23 protein-coding genes are annotated in these 24,407 nt (G+C 72.1%); 11 read left to right on the forward strand and 12 right to left on the reverse strand.

Annotated features, from left to right (window positions below):
* Position 1: 1 nt before the first annotated feature.
* The gene (locus tag IF46_RS0118760) at positions 2–2,827 is read right to left on the reverse strand and encodes an FtsX-like permease family protein (RefSeq protein ID WP_030489642.1); all 2,826 of its coding nucleotides are present in this window, start codon (positions 2,825–2,827) and stop codon (positions 2–4) included.
* A 75-nt stretch (positions 2,828–2,902) separates the two neighbouring features.
* Here IF46_RS0118760 and IF46_RS0118765 point away from each other — a divergent pair, with 75 nt between their 5' ends.
* Positions 2,903–3,535 (forward strand): helix-turn-helix transcriptional regulator, encoded by a 633-nt coding sequence (locus IF46_RS0118765; protein ID WP_051724002.1) that lies wholly within the window; start codon positions 2,903–2,905, stop codon positions 3,533–3,535.
* Here IF46_RS0118765 and IF46_RS0118770 read toward each other — a convergent pair.
* A complete protein-coding gene (locus IF46_RS0118770; RefSeq protein ID WP_051724005.1) occupies positions 3,501–4,658 on the reverse strand; it encodes a pyridoxal phosphate-dependent aminotransferase in 1,158 nt (385 codons plus the stop codon). The two genes, IF46_RS0118765 and IF46_RS0118770, sit on opposite strands and share 35 nt — an antisense overlap.
* A 78-nt stretch (positions 4,659–4,736) precedes the next feature.
* Positions 4,737–5,738 carry an MmpS family transport accessory protein gene (locus IF46_RS33855; RefSeq protein ID WP_084597953.1) on the reverse strand — a complete coding sequence of 334 codons (1,002 nt, stop codon included), beginning with the start codon at positions 5,736–5,738 and terminating at the stop codon, positions 4,737–4,739.
* A 237-nt stretch (positions 5,739–5,975) separates the two neighbouring features.
* Here IF46_RS33855 and glmS point away from each other — a divergent pair, with 237 nt between their 5' ends.
* Positions 5,976–7,889: a glutamine--fructose-6-phosphate transaminase (isomerizing) gene (gene glmS / locus IF46_RS0118780; protein ID WP_030489646.1), complete on the forward strand. Its 1,914-nt coding sequence runs from the start codon at positions 5,976–5,978 to the stop codon at positions 7,887–7,889.
* A gap of 3 nt (positions 7,890–7,892) precedes the next feature.
* Here the strand turns inward: glmS and IF46_RS0118785 are convergent, their stop codons facing one another.
* Positions 7,893–9,500, reverse strand: a complete 1,608-nt coding sequence (locus IF46_RS0118785; RefSeq protein WP_030489647.1) for an alpha/beta hydrolase — start codon at positions 9,498–9,500, stop codon at positions 7,893–7,895.
* The gene (locus IF46_RS0118790; protein ID WP_030489648.1) at positions 9,497–9,793 is read right to left on the reverse strand and encodes a hypothetical protein; all 297 of its coding nucleotides are present in this window, start codon (positions 9,791–9,793) and stop codon (positions 9,497–9,499) included. Before IF46_RS0118790 ends, IF46_RS0118785 begins: the two co-directional genes overlap by 4 nt.
* 188 nt (positions 9,794–9,981) lie before the next feature.
* Between IF46_RS0118790 and IF46_RS0118795 the strand changes: the two genes are divergently transcribed.
* The 5 genes from IF46_RS0118795 to ung all read left to right on the forward strand — a co-directional run bounded on the left by IF46_RS0118795 (position 9,982) and on the right by ung (position 15,008).
* Positions 9,982–11,451 carry an NAD(P)H-hydrate dehydratase gene (locus IF46_RS0118795; protein ID WP_030489649.1) on the forward strand — a complete coding sequence of 490 codons (1,470 nt, stop codon included), beginning with the start codon at positions 9,982–9,984 and terminating at the stop codon, positions 11,449–11,451.
* 91 nt (positions 11,452–11,542) lie between these two features.
* Positions 11,543–12,661, forward strand: a complete 1,119-nt coding sequence (gene alr, locus IF46_RS0118800) for an alanine racemase (protein WP_030489650.1) — start codon at positions 11,543–11,545, stop codon at positions 12,659–12,661.
* Positions 12,658–13,761, forward strand: a complete 1,104-nt coding sequence (locus IF46_RS0118805) for an alpha/beta fold hydrolase (RefSeq protein WP_030489651.1) — start codon at positions 12,658–12,660, stop codon at positions 13,759–13,761. Before alr ends, IF46_RS0118805 begins: the two co-directional genes overlap by 4 nt.
* Positions 13,758–14,240: a tRNA (adenosine(37)-N6)-threonylcarbamoyltransferase complex ATPase subunit type 1 TsaE gene (tsaE, locus tag IF46_RS0118810; protein ID WP_030489652.1), complete on the forward strand. Its 483-nt coding sequence runs from the start codon at positions 13,758–13,760 to the stop codon at positions 14,238–14,240. Before IF46_RS0118805 ends, tsaE begins: the two co-directional genes overlap by 4 nt.
* Before the next feature lie 66 nt (positions 14,241–14,306).
* Entirely contained in the window at positions 14,307–15,008 is a 702-nt protein-coding gene (ung, locus tag IF46_RS0118815) for a uracil-DNA glycosylase (protein WP_030489653.1), read from the forward strand.
* Positions 15,009–15,051: 43 nt separating this feature from the next.
* Here ung and IF46_RS0118820 read toward each other — a convergent pair whose 3' ends face one another.
* Entirely contained in the window at positions 15,052–15,756 is a 705-nt protein-coding gene (locus tag IF46_RS0118820) for a helix-turn-helix domain-containing protein (RefSeq protein WP_030489654.1), read from the reverse strand.
* 325 nt (positions 15,757–16,081) lie between these two features.
* Between IF46_RS0118820 and tsaB the strand changes: the two genes are divergently transcribed.
* Genes tsaB through IF46_RS0118840 form a run of 4 tightly spaced genes read left to right on the forward strand, consistent with a single transcriptional unit; the run spans position 16,082 to position 18,546 of the window.
* Entirely contained in the window at positions 16,082–16,759 is a 678-nt protein-coding gene (tsaB, locus tag IF46_RS0118825) for a tRNA (adenosine(37)-N6)-threonylcarbamoyltransferase complex dimerization subunit type 1 TsaB (protein WP_030489655.1), read from the forward strand.
* Complete coding sequence (rimI, locus tag IF46_RS0118830; protein ID WP_030489656.1) at positions 16,756–17,238, forward strand: ribosomal protein S18-alanine N-acetyltransferase; 483 nt, start codon at positions 16,756–16,758, stop codon at positions 17,236–17,238. The genes tsaB and rimI overlap by 4 nt, the downstream gene beginning before the upstream one ends.
* Entirely contained in the window at positions 17,231–18,277 is a 1,047-nt protein-coding gene (tsaD, locus tag IF46_RS0118835; protein ID WP_030489657.1) for a tRNA (adenosine(37)-N6)-threonylcarbamoyltransferase complex transferase subunit TsaD, read from the forward strand. Before rimI ends, tsaD begins: the two co-directional genes overlap by 8 nt.
* Positions 18,278–18,291: 14 nt before the next feature.
* Positions 18,292–18,546, forward strand: a complete 255-nt coding sequence (locus IF46_RS0118840) for a hypothetical protein (RefSeq protein WP_030489658.1) — start codon at positions 18,292–18,294, stop codon at positions 18,544–18,546.
* Between the two features lie 32 nt (positions 18,547–18,578).
* Here IF46_RS0118840 and IF46_RS0118845 read toward each other — a convergent pair whose 3' ends face one another.
* From IF46_RS0118845 to IF46_RS0118870, 6 genes are all read right to left on the reverse strand, one after another.
* Complete coding sequence (locus IF46_RS0118845; RefSeq protein ID WP_030489659.1) at positions 18,579–19,319, reverse strand: DUF4142 domain-containing protein; 741 nt, start codon at positions 19,317–19,319, stop codon at positions 18,579–18,581.
* A gap of 159 nt (positions 19,320–19,478) precedes the next feature.
* Complete coding sequence (locus tag IF46_RS0118850) at positions 19,479–19,775, reverse strand: DUF1707 SHOCT-like domain-containing protein (protein WP_030489660.1); 297 nt, start codon at positions 19,773–19,775, stop codon at positions 19,479–19,481.
* A gap of 19 nt (positions 19,776–19,794) precedes the next feature.
* Positions 19,795–20,976, reverse strand: coding sequence for an ROK family protein (locus tag IF46_RS0118855; RefSeq protein WP_030489661.1), 1,182 nt, complete (start codon positions 20,974–20,976; stop codon positions 19,795–19,797).
* A gap of 22 nt (positions 20,977–20,998) precedes the next feature.
* A complete protein-coding gene (locus IF46_RS0118860) occupies positions 20,999–22,261 on the reverse strand; it encodes a sugar ABC transporter permease (RefSeq protein ID WP_030489662.1) in 1,263 nt (420 codons plus the stop codon).
* A complete protein-coding gene (locus tag IF46_RS0118865) occupies positions 22,258–23,076 on the reverse strand; it encodes an ATP-binding cassette domain-containing protein (RefSeq protein WP_030489663.1) in 819 nt (272 codons plus the stop codon). Before IF46_RS0118865 ends, IF46_RS0118860 begins: the two co-directional genes overlap by 4 nt.
* Before the next feature lie 114 nt (positions 23,077–23,190).
* On the reverse strand, positions 23,191–24,276 hold the full coding sequence (locus IF46_RS0118870; RefSeq protein WP_030489664.1) for a sugar ABC transporter substrate-binding protein: 1,086 nt from the start codon (positions 24,274–24,276) through the stop codon (positions 23,191–23,193).
* Positions 24,277–24,407 lie beyond the last annotated feature (131 nt).

Below are 24,407 nucleotides of genomic sequence, written 5' to 3' on the forward strand. Positions count from 1 at the left end.
GCTACCCCTCTGCCAGAAGTCGGGCGGGTCGTAGGCGCGGCAACAGGGCGGCGGGCACCAGCGCGGCGACAGCGCTGAGCAGCGCCCCCGCCAGCGCCGCCAGCGCGGCGACCAGGACCAGCGCGCCGGGCAGGTCGCCGATCAGCCAACCCGCGCTGGCCAGGCCGACCGCCGATCCGGTCACCGCCCCCAGGAGCCCCAGCGCCAGCCCCTCATAGCCGACCAGCCGGCCCAGCTCGCCGTCGGTCCAGCCGATCGCCCGCAGGGTGGCCAGCTCGGCGGCCCGGTCGCGGATGTTCAGGTAGAGCACGTCCGCGACCGCGGCGGCACCGAGCAGCACCGTGGCGGCAGCGGCCACCGTGTCCGCGCCGCGCACGCTCAGCGAGACCACGTCGCCGAGCAGGCTGCCGACGATTGCGCCCCGGAACGCCCACGCGGCGGCGGCGACAAGCGTCAGCGCGGCCACCCCGATTGCCAGCGCACCGGCGCCAAGGAACGTACGTCCGGGGGTGCGGGCCAGATTCACCAGCGCCAACCCGAAGAGGGTACGCGGCCGGCGTGCCCAGCCGGCGGCAGCGACCATCGGACGCAGGGCGGCGGCCGGGTGGGTGCGCGCGGCCCGCAGCGCTGGCACCAGGCCCGCAGTCAGCGCGAGCAGCAAGGCGATGGGTACGGCCAGAGCGGCTCGCCGCCAGTCGAGGTCGATGCCGAGCGCCATGCCGAGCGGCATCGCGAGGGCCAGCGAGAGCAGACCGGCGGCGAGCCCGAGCAGGGCGACCTCGCCCAGGATCAGCGCCGCGATCCGACGGACCGGCCAGCCGAGGCAGGCGAGCACCGCCAACTCGGAGCGCCGGTCGCGGACGGCGGCGCTTACCGCGTTGCCGAGGAACAGCACGCAGACCACCAGCACCAGCACGAAGAGCACCACGCTCTTACGGTCCACCGCCTGCGTGATGATCGAGGCCACGCCGAGCGCCGACCAGTTCTCGGTCAGCCGCAGCATCGGCCGCCCGAACGAGCCGGCGGGCAGCTCCACGGTCTGCGGCGCGCCGGACGAGCCGAGGGTGATGTCGACGTCCAGCCCGGTCCGTGCCGCGATCTGTTCGGCGACCAGTCGGACCCGCTCGGCCGAACGCTCGCTGTAGCCGCCCACGTCGGTCACCCGTACCCGGATCGCGCTGATCGGGGCCTTGGCCTGCGGTGCGCCGCTGCCTTGCAGGAGTTTCGGCAGGCTGCCGAGGTTGGTGAGCAGCAGCGGCGGGGCGGAGAGGTAGCCGGCGGGGTTGCCGCTGGGCGCCAGCGGCTGACCGCCCAGGGCTGCCCGGCTGCGGTCGTCGGCACCCCGCGCCGTCGGCGCCTGGTAGGTCTCCAGCGGCAGTTGGCCGAGGTCACTGAACCCGGTCAGCCGGCCCGGGTCGAAGACACCGACGGCTCGCCAGAAACGATTGGCGGTGTTCGCGCCTACGGGTAGCGGCAGCGCCCGTATCGATCGGGAACCGGTGTCGTCGGCGAGCCAGGGGCGGGGCAGCGGGTTGAACGCCTCCATCTTGCCGTACACCTTGGGGTCGCCCGGCGGTTGCTGGCGGGCCCGCAGGCTGCCGTCGGGTAGCCGGTCGTACTGCACTTCGGCCGACTGCACGACCGTCTGAAGTTGGCCGTGGCAGCACCCAGCCAGGGAAAGCTCCTCGGTGAGCATTGCCTGGTGCCCGGCGGCGAGGTCGTGCCGACCGGACCCGGCGGGAGTCCCCCCAGGGCGGCTCAACGTCTTCTCCAGGTCGATCGCCTCCACCCCTGCGGGGCTGATCGCGAGCCGGGTGAACGTGGCAGCCAACGACTCGTCGATGAAGGGTCGGTTCGTGACGAGGACCGGGACCTCGTGGTTGTCCGCCGTGCCCCGGCGGTTGACGGCGACCGTGTCGTCGGTGCGGACGGCTCGACCCGTGACCACGGCCTCGTCGAGGCCGACCAGTTGTTCCTCGGCCGCCGGGTCAACCGCGGCCAGCAGGAACGGCACGGTCAGGTCGTACGCCATCACCAGCCGGTCGGCGGGTGTCGAGGAGCCGTCCCGGTCGGTCGCGAGGACGGAGGAGTCGGCTTGGAACCGGCCGTCGGGCAGCAGTTGGACGGCGTGCAGGGACCAGTCCTCGCGCTCGGAGTAGGTGCCCGGGTTGCCCAGCAGCGCGAATCCCGGATCGCAGATGGGGAGGCTGCCTCCGTCCGGCTGTACCTCCCGCGGAGCGGGCCCGCAGGTGTCCGACCAGGGGTAGGACCGCCCATCCGAGTACGGTGTGGTGTCGCTGTCGGCCCCCTGCTCGATTCGGGGGTAGATCAACGGCTTCGTGGTCACGTACACGTACCGGGGCTTGCCCGGCGCGCTGGAGAGGCCGCGTTCGGCGTGAAAGGTCGGGTCGACCCGGATGACCTGACGATCGAGCGAGCGGTCGACGGCGTCGGTGAGGTCGATCGGGGCTGGTAGCAAGGTGGTGGAATAGCCGAGCATCGCGATCGGGGCCGCCACCTCGATGCCGGGGACCTGCTTCACCTGCTCGTACTGCTGGGTGGTGATGCCGCCGAAGAGCCCGGAGAGATAGTTGGGGCGGACCAGCCCACGCTCGGCTTCCAGCGGGGTGCGGGTCCCCTTCGGACGGACCAGGATCTCGTAGGCGACCTGCGTGTTGCGCTCGACGGTGCCGGTGACGTCCAGGCGGGAGGTGGTGGTGGCGCCGGTCAGGACCACGAAGCCGGTGGTGGCCACCAGCACGCCGACCAGCAGCGCCACCGACCTCCCAGCACGGCCGCGCAGTTGTCTCCAGATGAAGCCGAACATGTCGCGCCTCCCCGTGTGCTGTCTCCCACTCTGCGCGATACATTGTGACAATGCAAGACCCGTACCGGAGGTGACATGGCGATCCAGCACGCCGTCCTCGCCCTGCTCGCTGGTGGCCCCAGCCACGGCTACCAGCTCAAGGGCGCGTTCGAAGCCGCCGTCGGCCCACAGTGGGGGCCGCTGAACATCGGGCACCTCTACCAGATCCTCGACCGGCTCTCCCGGGACGAGCTGGTCGTCGCCGAACGACAACCGCAGCCGATCAAGCCGGACCGGGTGGTCTACGAGATCACCCCGGAGGGCCGCGCCGAGCTGACGCGGTGGCTGGCCGAACCGAGCCCGCGCAGCGGCGGATTTCGAGACGACTTCTTCCTCAAGGTCACCGCCGCCGCCCGGTCCGGCTCACCGGACACGGTTCGCGCGGTGCTCAGCAACCAGCGCGGGCACCTGCTGCGCGAGCTGCGCAATCTGGACGGCCTACGGCGGGCCGCCGAGGATCCGGTGGTCGGGTTGCTGCTCACCGCGGCCAGCCGGCACGTGACGGCGGATCTTTCGTTCGTGGACGACGCCGAATCGGTGCTGCTCGGTGACGGGGGTCAACTGCTCACCCGACTCGCGACGTCGACGGTGTCTCAGGCGTCGAGCGACCCCGAGGCAGGCCTCGATGGGCCGGTCAGCGACTCGGGCGCAGAGCGCGCAGCCGGGTGACCGCCTCGGTCAGCACCTCCGGGCGCTTGCAGAAGGCGAACCGGATCAGCCGCCGCCCCGCGTCGGTGTCGTCGTAGAAGACCTGCGTCGGCACCGCCACCACGCCGCAACGCTCCGGCAGTGAACGGCAGAACTCCACCCCGTCCCGGCCGCCGAGGGCGGTGATGTCAGCGGTGACGAAGTACGTCCCCTCCGAGTCGAGCACCTCGAACCCGGCGTCGGTGAGACCACCGACGAGCTGGTCACGCCGTTGCTGTAGCCCGTCTCGAAAACTGGTGTAGTAGTCGTCCGGCAGGGCCAGCGCCACGGCCACCGCCGGTTGCAGCGGCGCGGCGTTGACGTAGGTGAGGAACTGCTTCACCCGCAGCACCGCCGAGACCAGCGCGGCCGGACCGCTCGCCCAGCCGACCTTCCACCCTGTGCAGGAGAACGTCTTGCCGGCCGACGAGATGCGCAGCGTCCGCTCCCGCATCCCCGGCAGGGTAGCCAGCGGCACGTGTGGGCTCGCTGCGTTGGCGAAGACCAGGTGCTCGTACACCTCGTCGGTGACCGCGTACGCGCCGAACTCCTGGCACAACTCGGCGACCAGCGCCAACTCGGCCGGGGTGAAGACCTTTCCGGTCGGATTGTGCGGTGAGTTCAGCAGCACCAGCCGAGTACGCGAACCGAACGCCGCGCGCAGCGCCGCCGGGTCGAAGGCGTACCGGCCGTCGGCCGTGGGACGCAGCGTCACCGGCCGGCGGACCGCGCCGGCCAGCGCGATCGAGGCAGCGTACGAGTCGTAGTACGGCTCGAAGCAGACCACCTCGTCGCCCGGTTCGCAGAGGCCGAGGATGCTCGCCGCGACCGCCTCGGTCGCGCCTGCCGTGATCACGATTTCGCTGTCCGGGTCGTACGCCAGGTCGTAGAACCGCCGCTGATGGGCCGCGACCGCCGCGCGCAGGGCGGGGATCCCCGGGCCGGGCGGGTACTGGTTGTGCCCGCCGCGTAGCGCCTCGGCGGCGGCGGCCAGCATCTCCGGTGGGCCGTCGGTGTCGGGGAAGCCCTGGCCGAGGTTGACCGCGCCGGTGCGTACGGCGAGGGCGGACATCTCGGCGAAGATCGTCGTGCCGAACGGCCGCATCCGGGCCACCAGCGGGTCGACATCGGTGCTCTTCGTCACCTGCGCCAGCCTACGGGTGCCCCCGGCTGAACCCCAGCCTCAATTTGGCGTGCAGCTGGTCGCCCAGTACCCCTGGTAACTGACGACGACCGGCTTGCCGACGCCGGTGACCGTGACGGTGCAGTCGAGTGGTTTCTGACCGTCGTCATCGACCCATCTGGCCTCCACCATGACCCGGCTCTTGCCGTTGGTGCGGATGGTGGTGCGCCAGGGCAGCTTCTGGCCGTCGACGTGGATGAGGTCACTCTCGGCGTCGAAGTACGCGAGGTCGACGGTGCCCGCTCCGGTGACCTCGTAGACCACAGTCACCGGGGCCGGTCCTGAGGTCGGTCGGGTGATCGGCTGCTTGCTCGGGGTGGGTGCCACGGTGGGCCGTTCGGTGTTGGGCCGCTCCGGGATGAGCGGCCCGGCGCTCGGTGGGGTCCAGCCGTCGTCGTCGGGATAGCCCCACGGCTCCTCGGCGGTCGGGTCCGGGTTGGTCGAGTCGAGCCACAGACCGCCCGCGCAGAGGCAGCCGCACACGGTCAGGACGAGCACCACGAGGGCCGCGACGACGATCCCGACGATCCGCCCGCCACTCGTGGGCGGCTTGCCGGGGACCTGCGGATACCCGGGGTAGGCGTACGGCGGCGGATAGCCGGGCGGCGGCCATCCGGTGCCGGGCGGCGGCCAGCCAGCGGCCGGCGGCTGCCCGTCGGGCGTGGGCCACCCCGCCGGCGGTGGCGATCCGGCGGGGATCGGGCCCGAGGCGTCGGGCGACCAGGGGGGCGTCTGCCCGTCGGGCGTCCACGGCGTCGCGGGTGGTTGTGGCGTCCACTGGGTGGCGGGCGGAGGTGGCGCCCACGGCGCGGCCGGCGGCGATGGCGTCCACGGGGACGGCGTCCACGGGGCCTGCGGTGCCCATGGCTGGCCCGGGGCCAGGGGGTCGGAGGCCGGGAACGGAGCCGAGGAGGGCGACGCCGTCGGATCCGGCGGGGGTGCGGAGGATGCCGGGTCCGGTGCGGATGATGGGGACGGATCGGGCGACGACGCGTCGGACATGGCTGCTCCGGGCGGGAGTGGGTATGGAACGAGCGGGCCGTGGACGGGAGCGCCAAACCCGCCGAGAGACTTTCGCACCCGAAGGCGTGCCGCAACCCCGCCGTCCAGGGCGGGGTGCGAGCGGCGTGTGACGCTCGTCCCGTTGGCGCCGCCCAGGCCCTGATCGCTCAGATTCCGTGATTGATAACCCCACTTTCGAGCACCCATCATGAGTGAAACTGGGTTAGGCTGCGGGCCATGTGTGGAATCGTGGGATACGCGGGCGCGCGCCCCGCTCTTGGCATCGTCCTCGACGGGCTGCGGCGGCTGGAATACCGCGGCTACGACTCGGCGGGCGTCGCGATCGTCTGCGACGACCAGCTGCTGACCGAGAAGAAGGCCGGCAAGCTGGCCAACCTGGAGAAGGTGCTGTCCGAGCGGGCCGCCGAGGACCCGACCTCCTGCGCGGCCAGCCCGATCGGCATCGGTGACGGCACCACCGGCATCGGGCACACCCGCTGGGCCACCCACGGCGGCCCGACCGACCGCAACGCCCACCCACACGTCGCCCCCGACGGGCGGGTTGCCGTGATCCACAACGGCATCATCGAGAACTTCGCCAAGCTCCGCACCGAGCTGGAGGCCGAAGGCGTCCAGTTCACCAGTGACACCGACACCGAGTGCGCCGCGCACCTGCTCGCCGCCGCGCTGGCCGACCTGCGCGCCGCTGGCCAACCGGACAGCCCGCAGCTGCTCGCCGCCGGCATGCGAGTGGTCTGCCAGCGACTGGAAGGCGCGTTCACCCTGCTCGCGGTGGACGCCGCCGTGCCCGGCGCGGTCGTCGGCGCCCGGCGCAACTCGCCGCTTGTGGTCGGCCGAGGCGACGGGGAAAACTACCTGGCCAGCGACGTGGCCGCGTTCATCGAGCACACCCGGGAAGCGGTCGAGCTGGGCCAGGACCAGATCGTGCTGATCACCGGTGACAGCATCGAGATCACCGACTTCGAGGGTCAGCCCGCCGCCGGCAAGGACTTCCACATCGACTGGGACTCCTCGGCCGCCGAGAAGGGTGGCTACGACTGGTTCATGCTCAAGGAGATCGAGGAGCAGCCGCAGGCCATCGCCGACACGCTGCTCGGCCGGCTCACCGAGAGCGGTGAGATCGCCCTCGACGAGGTCCGCCTCAGCGACCAGGATCTGCGCGACGTCGACAAGATCTTCATCGTGGCCTGTGGCACGGCCTACCACGCCGGCATGGTCGCCAAGTACGCCATCGAGCACTGGACCCGGATCCCGTGTGAGGTGGAGCTGGCCAGCGAGTTCCGCTACCGCGACCCGGTGCTCGACCGGTCCACGCTGATCGTGGTGATCTCGCAGTCCGGCGAAACCATGGACACCCTGATGGCGCTGCGCCACGCCAAGGAGCAGAAGGCCCGGGTGCTGGCGATCTGCAACACCAACGGCTCCACCATCCCTCGCGAATCGGACGCGGTGCTCTACACCCACGGTGGGCCGGAGATCGCCGTCGCCTCCACCAAGGCGTTCCTCACCCAGGTCGTCGCCTGCTACCTGATCGGCCTTCACCTGGCCCAGGTGCGCGGGATCAAGTTCGCCGACGAGGTCGGCGCGGTGGTCGCGCAGTTGCAGGAGATTCCCGGCAAGCTGCGTGAGCTGCTCGACCGGATCGAGCCCGTCCGCGAGCTGGCCCGAGAGCTGAAGTCCGAGCCGACGGTGCTGTTCATCGGCCGCCACGTCGGCTATCCGGTGGCCCTGGAAGGCGCGCTGAAGCTCAAGGAGTTGGCGTACATGCACGCCGAGGGCTTCGCCGCCGGTGAGCTGAAGCACGGCCCGATCGCCCTGATCGACAAGGGCACCCCGGTGATCTGCGTGGTGCCCTCGCCGGTCGGCCGAGGCATGCTGCACGACAAGGTCGTCTCCAACATCCAGGAGGTCCGGGCGCGCGGCGCGCGGACCATCGTGATCGCGGAGGAGGGCGACGAGGCCGTCGTCCGGTACGCCGACCACCTGATCTACGTGCCGCGTACGCCCACCCTGCTGGCCCCGCTCGTCACCACTGTGCCGTTGCAGGTGCTCGCCGCCGAGATCGCCGCCGCCCGGGGGCACGACGTGGACCAGCCGCGAAACCTTGCCAAGTCGGTCACCGTCGAGTAACCCTCAGCGGCCCAGCACGACCCGGGCCATCCCGTCCAGCGCGGGATTGCCCGGGTCCCAGTAACCGCTGTGGCCACCGCGCGCACTGCCGAAGACCCGACCGCCGAAGCCGGGATCGGACGGGTCGTGCCCGAACCACAGCTCGTGCCCGCTCTGGCCGGGCCAGCCCAGCACCGCAGCGAGCGGAGCCGTACGCAGCAGCGCCCGTCGGCCCAGCTCGTCGGGGTGCAGGGCTGCCCGGATCACGTCGTCGGGGGCGCTGCTCGCCCAGACCTCCCGGGGCGGCACGCCCAGCTCGGCGGCGTGCGACGCGCCGACACCGGGCGAGCCGACGAAGATCAACGCGTCGGCGGCGAGCCCGTGCTCCCGGGCCGCCACCCCCACCACCAGCGACCCGTAGCTGTGCCCGAGCACGGTCTGTCGGGCCGGCGGTCCTTCGTGGCTTGCGCGCAGCCCTTCCTGGAAGCGGTGCAACGCCGGGCCGGCGTCCCGGGCCTGACCCGCCGAGGCGGCCTCGGTCAAAAAATCTGGAGCGTCGTAGTCCAACCAGAGCACCGCCGCGCTGCGCTCACCCGGGGCGAGCGCGGCGCACCGCTGCAGCACCCGGGCCGCCCTGCCCAGCTCGCCAGGGGTGTCGTCCAGGCCGGCGGTTGTCCCCGGCACGTGGGTCAGCACCCGGTCGGCGTGGTCCGGATCGCCGAGCGCCACCACCACCCGGCCCTCACCGGCCGGATCCAACCCGAGCAGGTACGCCCGGGGTGCCCCGTCGGCCGTCAACCGCCCGACCAGCGCGTCCAAGCCGGCCAGCCGTCCGGCCACCCCGCGCAGCCGGATCGAGGCCAGCGGCCCCGGCGGCACCCGGGACAGCAGCCGTCGCCGCTCGGCCAGCAACTCCGCACGCCAGGCCCCGAGCCGCAACCGGTTGGCCTGGTCGCGGGCGGCCACCGGCACCCCGTCCAGCCGGCCGACCAGGGCCGGTTCGCGCCCGATCAGCCACCGTCGCTGCGCCGAGGTCAACCCGGACCACCAGGCGTTGACCAGCGCGGGCGCGGCACCGAGGGGCGGCCGCCCCGGCGGTGGTGGGGACGCCCAGCCGGTGCCGGCGGCCCGGGCCAGGTCGTCCAACCGGTCGGCGGCGGCCCGGTCCGCCGATGCTGCCCCGTCGAGCGCGGACCGTAGGGCCTCGGTCACCCCGGCCGCCGCCGTGCTGGCCACCACCACGGCGGCCCGGTCGGTGGACCGCACCCGGGCGGGATCGACGTGCACCCCGCCCGAGCGGTCCACCAGCAGGCCGGCCGCATCGGCCTGAGCGACCGCCTCGGTGAGCCGTGCCTTCGCCACGGTCAGTCGACCAGCAAACTCGGCCAGCACCTGGTCGACCTCGATCAGCGCCGGCGCGATCGAGGCCAACTCGTCGCGGAGACCGGCGAGCCGAGAGTCCGCCGCCGTGGCCGCCGCACCCGACCATCCGCCCCGCAACCGCCCGCCGGCCGTACGCAGCCCGCCGACGCTCCGGTCGACCGACCCGGTCAACCCCGCCCACGCCGCCCCGGCGGCCCGCCAGCCGCCCGGGTCGACAGCCCAGAGCTGTCGGTAGCCGACGCTGCTCACCGGGGCAGAGCGGAGAACCGGTCGGCGACCCGGTCATCCACCGTCTCGTACGCCTCAGCCGCCGCCCGCACCCCGCCCGAGACCGCCGCGACCCGGGCAGCCAACCGGCAGAACCAGGCGTGCGTAGCTTCCTCCAGCCCGGTCAGGGCCGTGCCGGCTCCCCACTCGGGGGCCGCCACCAGCAGCGCGGGCAGCCCCGCAACGCCCAACGCCAACCGGTGCACCTCGTCATCGAGCAGGATGGCGAGCGCGCGCAACTCCTCCGGCCGGACGGCGAACGGCTCCTCGGTCATGACCACACCCCCGTGGACGATCGGCATCGACGCGCTGACGCTAGGCGCGTAGGGGAACTCGCGCGGTGCCCTGTGGACAGCCGGCGTCGAGGCGTACGCCGGCCTGTCCACAGGCGTTGCCCGGCGCGAGCCCGACGGCTAATCTGCGGCCTCGCCCGCCGGTAGGGTGGGGTGATGGGCACGGTGGCATGAGAGCGGCGTGGCGGGTGGCCGACGTACGGGCGGCCGAGGCGGGATTGATGGCCACGCTGCCGGAGGGGACGCTGATGCAGCGGGCCGCCGCCGGCCTGGCCCGTCGAGCCGCGTTCCTGCTCGCCGAGCGGGGCGGGGTCTACGGCGGCCGGGTGCTGCTGCTGGTCGGCTCCGGCGACAACGGCGGCGACGCGCTCTACGCGGGGGAGCGGTTGGCCCGCCGAGGCGTCCAGGTGTCCGCCCTGCTGCTCACCCCCGGGCGGGCGCACGCCGCCGGCCTGGCCGCGCTGCGAGCCGCTGGCGGCCGGCTGGTGCCGGGCCCGGCCGGCCCGGTCGACCTGGTCATCGACGGCATCGTCGGCATCGGTGGCACCGGTGGGCTGCGGGCGAACGCGGACGAGGTGGTCGAGCACCTTGGTGAGCTGCGCGGACGCGACGGTGAGCGGGCCACCGTGCTGGCGGTCGACGTCCCCAGCGGGGTCGCCGTCGACACCGGCCACGTGCCGCTCTCCGCGTCCGGCCGGCCCACCGCGGTCCGCGCCGACGTGACGGTGGCCTTCGGTGCGCTGAAGCCCGCCCTGGTGGTCGGGCCGGCCGCCGCGCTGGCCGGGCAGGTCGAGCTTGTCGACATCGGGCTGCGGCCGTGGCTGCGCGGCACCCCGGCGCTGCGGGTCACCGAGTGGTCCGACCTGGTCGAGTGGTGGCCCGAGCTGGGCCCGGCGTCGGAGAAGTACACCCGGGGCGTGGTGGGGGTGGCGACCGGTTCGGCGACCTACCCCGGTGCGGCGGTGCTCTCGGTGGGCGGCGCGCTGGCCGGGCCGACCGGCCTGGTCCGCTACGCCGGCAGCGCCCGCGCCGAGGTGCTGCACCAGCACCCCTCGGTGATCGCCAGTGGCCGGGTCGCCGACGCGGGCCGGGTGCAGGCCTGGGTCTGTGGCTCCGGGCTGGGCACTGGCGCGGACGCGGCGGCCGAGCTGCGCGCCGTCCTGGCTGCGCCGGTGCCGGTGGTGCTCGACGCCGACGCGCTGACCCTGCTGGTGGACGGCTCGCTCGCCGACCGGCTGCGGGGCCGGGACGCGCCGATCGTGGTCACCCCGCACGACCGGGAGTTCGCGCGCCTCTGCGGCGAGGAGCCCGGCGCCGACCGGGTCAGCGCCGCGCTGCGGCTGGCCGCCTGGATGAACGCGGTGGTGCTGCTCAAGGGGGACCGCACGGTGATCGGCACGCCGGATGGTCGGGCGTACGTCAACCCGACCGGCACCCCGGCGCTGGCCACCGGCGGCACCGGCGACGTGTTGGCCGGGCTGCTCGGCTCGCTGCTGGCGGCCGGAGTGCCCGCCGATCGGGCGGCGGCCTCGGCCGCGTACCTGCACGGGCTCGCCGGGCGGGAGGCGGCCCGGGGCGGCCCGGTGACCGCGCCCGACGTGGCGGCCGCGTTGCGTCCGGTGCTGGCCCGGCTGGGCTGAACCTGTCGGTTCCGGGTGCGTTGACCGGATCACCCCGTCGGGCGAGTGCGTCGCCGCCCGCGGTGATCACAGCGGAAAGTAGGCTGGGCACATGTGGCAGGCCGAGGTACGCGTCGATCTTGACGCCATCCGCGAGAACGTGAGCAGGCTCCGCTCCGGCACCACCGCCGAGCTGATGGCGGTGGTCAAGGCCGACGGGTACGGCCACGGCATGCTTCCGGCCGCCCGCGCGGCGCTCGACGCCGGGGCGGACTGGCTCGGCGTCTGCACCCTCGACGAGGCGCTCACCCTGCGTCGGGCCGGGGTGACCGCGCCGGTGCTGGCCTGGCTGTTCGCCCCCGGGTTGCCGCTGCACGAGGGGGTCAGCGCCGGGGTCGACCTGGGTGCGGCCAGCCTGGCGCAGCTGGACGAGATGATCGAGGCGGGTCGCCTCGCCGGGCGTCCCGCCCGCCTGCATCTGAAGATCGACACAGGGCTGTCCCGGGGTGGGGCGACCGTCGCCGACTGGCCCGCACTGCTGGATGCCGCAGCGAAGGCGCAGGCCGACGGCCTGGTCGAGGTGGTCGGCGTGTGGAGCCACTTCGTGTACGCGGACTCACCCGGTCACCCGACCATCGACCGTCAACTGGCCGTCTTCCACGAGGGGCTCGCCATGGCCGAGCGGGCCGGGCTGCGACCGCGTTGGCGGCACCTCGCCAACTCGGCGGCCACCCTCACCCGCCCGGACACCCACTTCGACATGGTCCGCCCCGGCTTGGCCATCTACGGGCTCTCCCCGGTGGCCGGCGAGACGTACGGGCTGAAGCCGGCGATGACCGCCCGCGCCCGGGTGATGCTCACCAAGCGGGTGCCCGCCGGCACCGGCGTCTCCTACGGGCACACCTACACGACGCAAGCCGACGCGAACCTGGCCGTGGTGCCCCTCGGGTACGCCGACGGGGTTCCCCGGCACGCGTCCAACACCGGGCCGGTGCAGCTCGGCGGCGTACGCCGGACGATCTCGGGGCGGGTCTGCATGGACCAGTTCGTGCTCGACTGCGGCGACGACCCGGTGGCCGACGGCGACGTGGCGACGCTCTTCGGCAGCGGCGTCGACGGCGAGCCGACCGCGGACGACTGGGCCGAGGCGGTCGGCACGATCAACTACGAGATCGTCACCCGGTTCGGCGGCACGCGGGTGCCTCGGGTCTATGACGGCGAGAGGCCATGAGTTACCGCATTCCGCGTCCGCGGACGGCCGCGGGCCGGGTCGCGGGGATCGTGGGCGCGGCGGTGGGGGTCGCCGCGGCGGGTCTGGCGGCTGGGGTCGCGACCGAACGGACCCTGGTCCGCCGGCTCAAGGCCGACCCGGCCGACCGCTACGCGCACGAGACGTTCGACGATCAGCGGTACGACGAGGCGTTCCGCCTGGAGCTGCCGGACGGCACTGACATCCACGTCGAGGTGGTCGAGCCGACCAGGCCGGTCCCGGGGCACCCGACAGTGGTGCTGGTGCACGGCTTCTGCCTGGACATGGGGACGTTCCACTTCCAGCGCCAGATGCTCGCCGCCCGCGGTGACTACCGGATCGTGTCGTACGACCAGCCGGGTCACGGTCGGTCCGGCCGACTGGAGACCGGGGAGTACGACCTCGCGGTCCTCGGCCGGACGCTGCGCCAGGTGATCGACCGGACCGCCCCGGATGGGCCGTTGGTGCTGGTCGGCCACTCGATGGGCGGCATGACCATCATGGCGTTCGCCGAGTTGTTCCCGGAGCTCTTCGGCGACCGGGTGGTGGGCACCGTGCTGATGGCCACGTCGGGCGGGCTCATCGCGGAGACCAAGCTGGTCGCGCCTGCGCTGCTCGGCCGGGTCGGTGGCCCGGTGCTCTACATGGTCAGCAACGCCACCCGGTACGGCGGGCCGGTGATCGACAAGGCCCGCAAGTCGACGTCGAACGTGGCCTGGCTGCTGACCCGCAAGTACGGCTTCGGCACCCGTAAGCCCAGCCCGTCGCTGGTGTCCTACGTGGAGACGATGAACTCCCGGACGTCGGCCGACACGGTGACCCGCTACCTGCGGACCCTGGCCACCCACTCGCGCTTCCCGGCGTTGGCGGCGTTGGCGGCGACTCCGGTGCTGGTGGTGGTCGGCGACAAGGACATGATCACTCCGGTGACGCACTCCGAGGAGATCGTCCGTCGGTTGCCGCACGCCGAGTTCGTGAAGATCAAGGACAGCGGTCACGTGGTGATGTTGGAGCACGCGGACGAGGTCAACGCCGCGCTGGCGCGGTTCCTGGAGTCATTGCAGAGCGTGGAGGAACGGTGAGTTACGTCGTCAAGCTGCCGAGCGTCGAGGACACTCGGGAATTCGGCCGGCGGCTGGCCGGGTCGCTGCGCGCCGGCGACCTGGTGCTGTTGACCGGCCCGTTGGGCGCCGGCAAGACCGCCCTCACCCAGGGCATCGGCGCCGGGCTCGGCGTCCTCGGGGACATCACCTCGCCGACCTTCGTGATCGCCCGGGTGCACCGCCCCGATCCGGCCCGGGGCGGCCGGGTGGCACTGGTGCACGCCGACGCCTACCGGTTGGGTGACGCCACCGACCCCCGCGCCGAGATCGACGACCTGGACCTCGACGCGTCGGTGGACGATTCGGTGACCGTGGTGGAGTGGGGCGAGGGCCTGGTGGAGCAGTTGGTCGACGCGCACCTGCGGGTTCGCATCGACCGCCGCGACGACGACACCCGCATCGTCGAGCTGGACCCGATCGGTGGGGACTGGGCCCGGCGGCTCGCCGACCTGGGTTAGGTCGGCCGCTGTCGTACCCGATGCCTAGAGTGCGGGGGACCGACCCGCGCTGTGAGAGGTTCCCTGATGCCCGACGACGCCCCCGCCCTTGATCTGCTGGCCCTGCTGCCGGAGCAGTGGCGTGCCGTGCTCACCCCGCACCTCGACCCGGCGCGCACCGCCGCGCTGGGCGAGTTCGTCGCCCGGGAATATGCGACGCAGACCGTCTTCCCGCCGCTGGAGGACCTGTTCTCTGCCTATCGGCTCTGCCCGCCGCAGGGCACCCGGGTGCTGATCCTCGGGCAGGATCCTTACCACCGGGCCGGGCAGGCACACGGGTTGAGCTTCAGCGTCCGCGACGGTGTGACGGTGCCGCCGTCGTTGCGCAACGTCTTCAAGGAGCTGGGCGAGGACGTGGGCGTCCCCAAGCCGCGCAGCGGCAACCTCGACGGTTGGGCCGCTCAGGGTGTGCTGCTGCTCAACGCGGTGCTGACCGTCCGTCAGGCCACCCCGGGCTCGCACGCCAACGCCGGCTGGGAAGAGTTCACCGACGCGACCATCCGGGCACTGGACGCAGCACCGGAGCGGGTGGTCTTCCTGCTCTGGGGTGGCTACGCCCGCAAGAAGGCCGCGCTGGTCACCAACCCGCAGCACGTGGTGTTGGAGGCCGGCCACCCCAGCCCGATGAACCCGCGTGGCTTCCTCGGCAGCCGCCCGTTCAGCGCGGCCAACAAGGCGCTCGCCGACGCTGGCCTGCCCACCATCGACTGGGAGCGCACCGCCGGCTGAGCCGCTCGTCGACGCCCTTGCTGCTGGTTCGACCGGCACTGGCTCAGCCGTCGCTGGCCAGCTGCCGGTCCCGGTAGCGGCGCAACAACTCGGCGGCGCGTGGCTCGCTCAGTTCCAGCTCGACAAGCGGCACCACCTGGTAACTCCGCCCACCGTGGCGCACCTCGATCGTCTCGGGCAGCTCGTCGCACATGGTGGCCCTGATCTCTCCGTACCGGGTCGACCACAGGTGTTCGCCCGACTCCTCGGGCTCCAACCACAAACCGCCGAACTCACCCCAGCGGGCGTTCCACCGCTGGCCGTAGTTCGTCTCCAGCCAGCGGGTGAACAGCTTGGAGTCCTGCCAGCGCAGGGCGATCTCCAGCGCGTCGACCGGCACCGGTGCGCCCTGTAGCAGCGCCGCGGCGCATCCGGTGATCACCTGCGGGAAGTCGGTGAGCCGATCCAGCAGCCGATCCAACCCCAGCCCGTCGATCCGCTCGGCGATCGGCCGGGCGGCCAGGCCGTCGATCCGGGCGTCGAGGTGCGCGTCCAACGGCTCAACCCCGATGACCAACTGCACGTCCATCGCGGCGAGCAACCGCTCCAGCACCGGGACGGTCGGCGCTCGCTCACCGCGTTCGAACCGGGCCACCGCTGCCTGGTCGACCTCGGCCAGCGCGGCCAACTGGCGCTGACTCAGGTCGCGCAGCTGTCGTTGATGCCGCACGGCAGCGCCGAGAAGGGTGACAAGGCGAGTGGCTGACATCCCGGCATGGTGGACCAAGGACGAGATGCCCGCGATCCCGCTGCGGCAGATCGGCGGATGGCAGGCATTACTCCAACGAGCGTGATGTCTGTGAGTCATCACGATGACTCACAGACATCACGCTCATTAGGGGATGTGGCCCGTCGCCTCCGGCCGGGTTGGGCCGCCCGGGGCCGCCCTGGCAGAGCAGTGGCCACCGGCTGTGGCCGTGGTGGCATCCAGAACGAGGTGGCGGGGCAGACCCAGCGGGCGGGCGAGGGCCCTGGGCGGTAGCGGGGCGGGGCGTGACCGGGGTGCTGCGGCGGGGCGGCTAGGCTGGCTTACCGTGCTCGTACTCGTGGTGGACAGTTCGACCCCCGCGGTCACCGCGGCGCTGGTGGAGGTCTCGGCAGACGGTGTGGCGTCCCGGGCGCAGCGGTGCACGGTCGACGCCCGCGCGCACGGTGAGCTGCTCGCACCCCAGGTGGATGCGGTCCTCACCGACGCCGGCGCGCGCCCGCGTGACCTGACCGCCATCGTCGCTGGGCTCGGCCCGGGGCCGTTCACCGGGCTGCGGGTCGGCCTGGTCACCGCCGCGACGATGGGTCAGGTGCTCGGCATCCCCACGTACGGCGTCTGCTCGCTGGACGCCATCGGCTACCCGGCGTCGTCCGGCGAGCCGGTATTGGCGGCCAGTGACGCCCGGCGCAAGGAGCTCTACTGGGCCGTCTACGACGGTGCCGGCCAGCGGGTCGTGGGGCCAGAGGTGTCCGCGCCCGGGGTGGCCGCCGCGCGCGCCCGCGAGCTGGGCGCGACGATCGCGGTCGGCGACGGGGCGCACCGGTACGCCGAGATCCTGGACCTGCCCGTTCGGGTCGAGCCGCGCTACCCGGACGCCACCGTGCTGGCGCTGCTCGCCGCCGAGCGGATCCGTGCTGGCGCGGCCAGTGAACGGCTCACCCCGCTCTACCTGCGCCGACCGGACGCGGTGGCGGCGACCGGCCGCAAACCGGTCCTGCCATGACGGCGGTACGGCTCGCCCCGTTCCGCTGGTGGCACATCGACGACGTGCTGCCGATCGAGGCGGACCTGTTCGGTGCGGAGAAGTGGTCGCCCGCCATGTTCTGGAGCGAGCTGGCCAACGGGCACCACTACCGGGTCGCCCTCGACGCGGACGGTTCGGTGCTCGGCTACGCCGGGCTCGCCGGGCTCCCGCCGGACGAGGTGTGGGTGCAGAACATCGCCGTCCGCCGGGACGCCCAGCGGCGCGGCGTGGGTCGTGCCCTGCTGGAAGAGTTGCTCGCCGAGGCGGCCCGGCGTGACGCCCGCAGCACCCTGCTGGAGGTCGCCGTGGACAACGCCGCAGCTCAGCGGCTCTACGCGACGTACGGGTTCGAGCCGATCGGGGTGCGGCGCGGCTACTACCAACCGAGCAACACCGACGCGCTGGTGATGCGGCGCGACGCCGAGCCGACCGGGGACGGATCACACGACCATGGCTGACGAACCACTGATCCTGGGTATCGAGACCTCCTGCGACGAGACCGGCGTCGGCATCGTGCGGGGGCACACCCTGCTGGCCGACGCGCTCGCGTCCAGCGTCGAGGAGCACGCGCGGTTCGGGGGTGTGGTGCCGGAGGTGGCCAGCCGGGCACACCTGGAGGCCATCGTGCCGACCATGGACCGGGCGCTGACCGAGGCCGGGGTCACGCTCGCCGACATCGACGCGATCGCGGTCACCTCCGGGCCGGGGCTGGCCGGCGCGCTGCTGGTCGGCGTCGCCGCAGCCAAGGGGTACGCGCTCGCCGCCGAGAAGCCCGTGTACGGCGTCAATCACCTCGCCGCCCACGTCGCGGTGGACACCCTTGAGCACGGTCCACTGCCCGAACCCGCCATCGCGCTCCTGGTGTCCGGCGGCCACTCGTCCCTCCTGCTCGTCGACGACCTGGCCCGGGGGGTCACCCCGCTGGGCGCCACCATCGACGACGCGGCTGGCGAGGCGTTCGACAAGGTCGCCCGACTGCTCGGGTTGCCGTTCCCGGGGGGTCCGCCCATCGATCGGGAGGCCCGGGCCGGCGACGCAGCGGCGATCAAGTTCCCGCGCGGTCTGACCGCCGCGAAGGATCTCGCCGCCCACCGCTACGACTTCTCGTTCTCTGGTCTGAAGACGGCGGTGGCCCGGTGGGTCGAGGCCCGTCAGCGTGCCGGTGAGCCGGTGCCGGTCGCCGACGTGGCCGCGTCCTTCCAGGAGGCGGTCTGTGACGTCCTGACCAACAAAGCGCTCGCCGCCTGCCGCGCGCAGGGGATCGAGACCCTGGTGATCGGCGGGGGAGTGGCGGCGAACTCGCGACTGCGGGCGATGGCCGAGCAGCGGGCCGAGAAGTACGGCATCCGGGTCCGGGTGCCCCGGCCGAAGCTGTGCACCGACAACGGCGCGATGGTGGCGGCGCTCGGTTCGCACCTGGTCGCCGCCGGGGTCGCGCCGAGTCGACTGGACCTACCAGCCGATTCGGCGCTGCCGTTGACCACGGTCAGCGTGTGACGGGGGCGGCCGACATGATCGTGCGAATGTGGGAGGCGCGTGCCGAGGCGTACGGCGTCGCTGACCTGATCACCTGGGTGTGTGACACCGCCCTGCCCGAGTTGGAGCACGACCCGCTCTACCTCTCCAGCGAGGTCTTCTCCTCGACCGACCACCGTGTGGTGGTCATCTCCAAGTGGCGCAGCAACCCGCGCCCGCTGCCTGACCCGCCAGCGCTGCTGGTGGCCCGCGCTCCGCACTCCTGGGACTTCACCCAGGTCGATCGCTGACGCGAGCCACCATCCAGGCTGCTGGCCGACGGTCAGCTGCGGCGCAACATCCGGTAGGTGGCGATTCCGCCCGTACCGAGCGCGGCGAGGAAGACCAGCCAGACGACGGTGCTGCTGACTCCGACCTGCGGGCCGGAGTTGGCCGAGGCGGCGGCCAAGAGCCCATCCTCGCCCGGGGCAGGCAGCGCGGCCGGCGGCAGCTCCGGCCAGCGGACCAGGCCGGTGCTCTCCAGCATCTGCATGTGGTGCATCACGAAGCCGTTGGAGTCGTCGCAGAGCTTGCGGACGGTGGCATCCCGGGTGCTGGCGCGGACCGCGCCGATCACCGGGAAGATCTTGCCGTGGGCGACCCGGAGCCGGGTGACGAAGATCTGGTCGAACCGAGCGCCGGAGGCCTTCTGCATCTCGGCCAACCAGCCCTTCTGCTCGGCGGTCGGCTCGCTGGGGATCGTCGCGCCCAACTTGTTGGCCGCGTCGACGACCAACTGGTCGAGCCTCTGGTGCTCGTTGGCGATCCCGGCGCCGATCTCCCGGACCTTCGCCGACTGCCCCTTCTCGGCGGCCATCTGACCGGCTGGCATCTCCCACAGCCCGGCCAGCCGCACCCCGTTGAGCAGCGTCATGTCGGCGGCGTTGAGCTGCTGGCCACCGGCGGGCGCGGCGACGGCCACGCCGGGCAGGACACCGACCCCCGCGATGATCGCGATGAGCAGCATCGCCGCTCGGTGGGTCCGGGTGCCCAGTCGACGACGGGCGGATCTGAGCGGTGCCATGTCTGTGGTGCCTCCTCGGTCCGGACCGGAATGCGTCTGGACCGGGCAGCCGTGCCTTGCCGGTTGCCCGTCCGCCCACTGGTACGGACCGATTGCGCGATCAGTTCATCGCAGGGCGCCGCGGATCAACGGATGAAGCGGATCAGCGGACGAAGCGGATCAGCGGGTGGCGGCGAGGAGGCCGCCGAGCAGCAGCAGGGTGAGCGCCGCAGCCGCGAAGACCATCAGCAGCTCCCGACGCCCGTGCCCGACGGGGCCGCTGTCAACGACCGGGTTGGGCAGAGCCGGCAGATCGCGGGTCAGCGCGGCCAGGTCACCGAGGGTCCGGGCCGTCCACACCGCACCCGCCCGATCGGAGAACTCGTCAAGCGTCAGCCGGCCCGCCGCAGTGTGCTGGTGCAGCACGGCGACCACTTGGTTGCGGTCGTCGTCGGAGGCGCGCAGCTCGACATCCACGCCGGACAGCGTACGCGGATCAGCCCACGTCGAGGGGGTCGGCGAGGAGCCGTTCGAAGGCCAGTTCGGCGGCGCCGATCAGGGGCGCATCCTCGCCCAACTTCGGCGTACGGAGCCGGACGTGCTCCAGGCAGGCGCCGAGCGCGTTCGAGTTGAGCCGGCTGCGGATCTGGGCCGCCGCCGCGAGGTAGAGGTCACGCATGGTCCCACCGAAGATGACCATCTCGGGGTTGAAGATGTTCACCAGGTTGGCGACGCCGAAGCCGAGCCAGTCGCCGGCCTGGCGGACCGCTGTCTGGGCCCGGGCGTCGCCTCGGTCGGCGGCGTCGAAGACCCCCAGCAGCGCGTCGCGGCCCCGGGCCTCGGAGCGTCCGGCGGCGCGGAGCAGACCGTGCTCGCCGATCTCGGTCTCCCAGCAGCCCCGGGAACCGCACTCACAGGGCCGCCCGTCGCGGACCACCTTCATGTGGCCGACCTCGCCGCCGTACCCACCATGCCCGGTCAGCCGGCGTCCGCCGGCGATGATGCCGGCGCCCACGCCGACGTCGCCGTACAGGTAGAGGACGTTGTCGCAACCCGCCGCCACACCCCGGGCGTGCTCGGCGAACGCGGCTACGTCGGCCACGTTGCCCACGGTGATCGGTACGTCGATGCCCAACTCGTCGGCGAGGGCCGCGCCGATCGGCTCATCCACCCAGCCGGTGGTCGGGCCGAGTCGGACCAGACCGTCGTCGCGGCGGACCATGCCGCAGACCGCGACGCCGGCACCGACGCAGATCGCGTCCGCCGGCACCAACTGCTGCATCTCCTTGACCGCGCCGGCCAGCAGCGGCGCGGCCTCCGCGGCCAACAGCCCGCGCGGTCGGTCCAGATCCCGGCGGTCCAGGACCGCGCCGCCCAGCCCGATCCGGGCGGCGCGCAGCCGGTCCACCTCCACTGAGTACGCGTACGCGTAGACCCGGGCCGACTCGGGCCGGACGACGAGTGACGGTCGTCCGGCCCGGCCGGTCTCCTTCGGTGCCCCTTCGCTGACCAGCCCCACCGCGGACAGGTCGGTGGTGAGCGCGCCGATGGTGCTGCGGTTGAGGCCCAGCGTGGTGGTCAGCTCGGCACGCGTGGTCGCCCCGTGGACGTGCACGTGCCGCAGCAGGGCCCCGAGGTTCTGCCGTCGGACGTCATCCTGGCTCGGTCCTGGGCGCATGCTGGTGCTACCTTCCGCGTGGTCAGCGGGTGCCGGTGGCTGCCGCGCGGCGGCGGGAGAGCGCGTCGACGCTGGCGGCGAGCAGCAGCACGACGCCGGTGACCACGTACTTGACTCCCGCGGTGTACCCCATCAGGCCCATCCCGTTTTCGATGACCGCGACCACCGCGCCGCCGAGGACGGCGTCGAGGACGCGGCCCTTGCCACCGAAGAGGCTGGTGCCGCCGATCACCGCCGCGCCGACCGCGTAGAGCAGTACGTTACTGCCCCCGGTGTTCGGGTCGACCGAGTTGGCCCGGCTGGCCGCCACGATGCCACCGATGGCGGCCATGGACGAGCAGATCACGAAGACGGAGATTCGGATCCGGTCGACTCCGATGCCGGCCCGGCGGGCCGCTTCCCGGTTGCCGCCCACGGCGTAGATGTGCCGGCCGTAGCTGGTGCGTTGGAGCACGAAGGTCCAGATGATCAGCAGCACCGCGATGATCGGCACCACGATCGGCACACCCTTGAGTGAGCTGATCAGGACGTTGCGGCTGCGCTCCAGGTTGAGCACGTACACAGCGGCGCCGAGGATGACGGCGAGCCCGCCGATCCGCAGCGCCACCACCGCGATGGGGTCGGTGATCAGCCCGCGGGCCGCCCGGGTGCGGTGGCGCAGCAGTTGCACCGTCGCGTAGCCGACGACCGCGAGGGCGGTCAGCGCCCAGCCCAACGTGGGGCCGAGGTTGCGGTTGGCGATGGCGACCAGCACGTCGTCGCGGACGGAGATGTTGGTGCCATCCTTGACGAGCAGCAGCACGACGCCCTGGAAGGCGAGGAAGCCGGCGAGGGTGACCACGAAGGACGGGATACCGATCTTCGCGACGAGCATGCCGAGCGTGGTGCCGATGACCACGCCGGTGGCGACCGCGGCGAGCACGGCGACCCACCAGGGGTAGCCGAGCACGGTGACCACATTGGCCAGCACCGCCGCGCAGACGCCGCTGGCGAAGCCGGCGGAGAGGTCGATCTCGCCGAGCAGCAGCACGAAGACCAGGCCCATCGCGATCAGCGTGACCGCCGCGCCCTGGGTGAAGAGGTTGGCGAAGTTGCCGGCCGACAGGAACGACGACGGCCGCATGATCGCGAAGACGGTGCAGAGCACGATCAGGCCGAGTACGGCCGGCAGTGCGCCGACGTCGCCACCGCGTACCCGACTCAGGTAGTTGCGGAAGTGGCCTCCGATGGTCGGCGTCGGTGTGACGGCGGCGGGGCCGTCCTTCCGCACGGCGGTGGTGGTCATCGGACGCCTCCTGAGGTCGAGTCGGCCGGCTGCGGGCCGTCGCCGTTGCTGCCCGGGTCGGTGGCGAGGCCGAGCCCGCCCGAGCGCCCGGCGGTGATCAGCTCGACCACCTGGGCGTGGGTGATGTCGGTGGTCTTCACCTGGGCGACCATCTGGCCGAGGTACAGCGCGGCGATCCGGTCGGAGACGGCGAAGACGTCGTTCATGTTGTGCGAGATGAGCACCACGGCCAGGCCGTTGTCGGCGAGGCGGCGGACCAGTTCGAGCACCTGGGCGGTCTGTGCCACGCCGAGCGCCGCGGTCGGCTCGTCCAGGATGACCAGTTTGCTGTTCCAGAGCACCGCCTTGGCGATGGCCACGGTCTGGCGTTGCCCGCCGGAGAGGCTGGACACGTGCTGGCGGAGTGAGGTGACGGTGCGGATGGAGAGCCCCGCCAGGGTTTCGGCGGCGAGCTGTTCCATGGTCGGCTCGTCGAGGACGATGCCGCTGCGCTTCTCCCGGCCGAGGAACATGTTCTGCACGATGTCGAGGTTGTCGCAGAGCGCGAGGTCCTGGTAGACGACCTCGATGCCGAGCGAGGCGGCGTCGCGGGGGCTGCCGATGTGCACCGGTTCACCGTTGAACAGGAACTCTCCGGCGTCGGTGGGGTGGATGCCGCTGATGCACTTCACCAGGGTCGACTTGCCGGCGCCGTTGTCGCCGACCAGTGCGGTCACTTCGCCCGGGTGGACGGTCAGGGCGACGTCGCGGAGCACCTGGACGGGACCGAAGCTCTTGTCGATCCCGCGGAGTTCCAGCAGGGGGGTCGCGGACACGGGGGTCTCCTTCTTAAGGGAGGGTCGGGGCCCGTCCGGCGGGCGCCGCCCGGCACGGGAGGGTGCTCCCGTGCCGGGCGGCGATGGTCGTTCCGGCGGGTACTGCGGCGTCGGTCAGCTGATGCCGGCTTCGGCGCAGAACTTGGCGTACGCCGCGGTGCAGACCTCTTCCTTGGTCACGTAGCCGTCGGCGATGACGTCCTTGACGCTCTCCTTGTAGATGGCCTTCGGGGTGAGCAGCACCGAGGGGACGTCCCGGTCACCGTCCTTCACCGTCTGGCCGGTGTCCTTCTTCTCACCCTTGGCGAGCGCGATGGCCAGGTCGGAGGCGGCCTTGGCCTCTTCCCGAACCGCCTTGTAGACGGTCATGCACTGGTCACCGGCGAGGATGTTCTGCAGGCCCTCGACGCTGGCGTCCTGCCCGGTCACCGGCACCTTGCCGTTGAGCTTGTTCTTCTTCAAGATCGAGATCGCGGCGTTGCCGAGACCGTCGTTGGCGGCCAGCACACCGTCGATCTTGCCGTTGGCCGTGGTGAGCTGCTGCTCGAAGATCGTCGCGGCCTGCGCGTTGTCCCACGCCGGCACCGCGTCCTCAGGGCCCTTGACGTACTCCTTGGAGTCGAACTTCGGCTTGAGCACCGAGTCGTAGCCGGCCTTGAAGAGGGTGGCGTTGTTGTCGGTGGGGGAGCCGTTCAGGTACGCCACGACGGGGTTCTTGGCGCCCTTCTCGGTCAGGCACTTCGACAGACCCTCGCCCTGGAGCTTGCCGACGGTCTCGTTGTCGAAGCTGACGTAGTACTGGGCGGAGCCGCCGAGGGTGAGCCGGTCGTAGTCGATGGTGGCGACGCCCTGCGACTTGGCCTTGTCGAGCACGGCCTTGCCGGTGCCGGAGTCCAGGTTGACGATCATCAGAACGGTGACGCCGCCGGTGATCATCTGGTCGGCGATGGTCTGGAAGGCGGTCTTGTCGTTCTGGGCGTTCTGGATGTCGGCCTGGACGCCGGCGGCCTTGAACGCCTCCTCCAGGAACCGACGGTCAGCGGTCTCCCAGCGGACGGACGACTTGCTGTCCGGGAGGATCACGCCGATCTTGGGGGTCTTGTCGGCGGCCTTGTCGCCGGAGTCGTCGTTGCCACAGGCGGTCAAGCCGCCGGTCGTGAGCAGGCCCACGGCGGCGATGGTGAGGAGCCCCTTACGCATGTGCAGGGTCCTTTCGGAGGTGGGGGAGGTGTTGTTTTGTTGTGTCCGGCAACGTATTTCGGGTCACACCGGCCCCACAAGACCACGCAGGTGCATAGTTTGTTGGGAGCGATAACAATTCAGCAACGCCA

Origin of the sequence: Micromonospora chokoriensis, from assembly GCF_000718555.1 — a bacterium.
GTDB lineage: Bacteria > Actinomycetota > Actinomycetes > Mycobacteriales > Micromonosporaceae > Micromonospora > Micromonospora chokoriensis_B.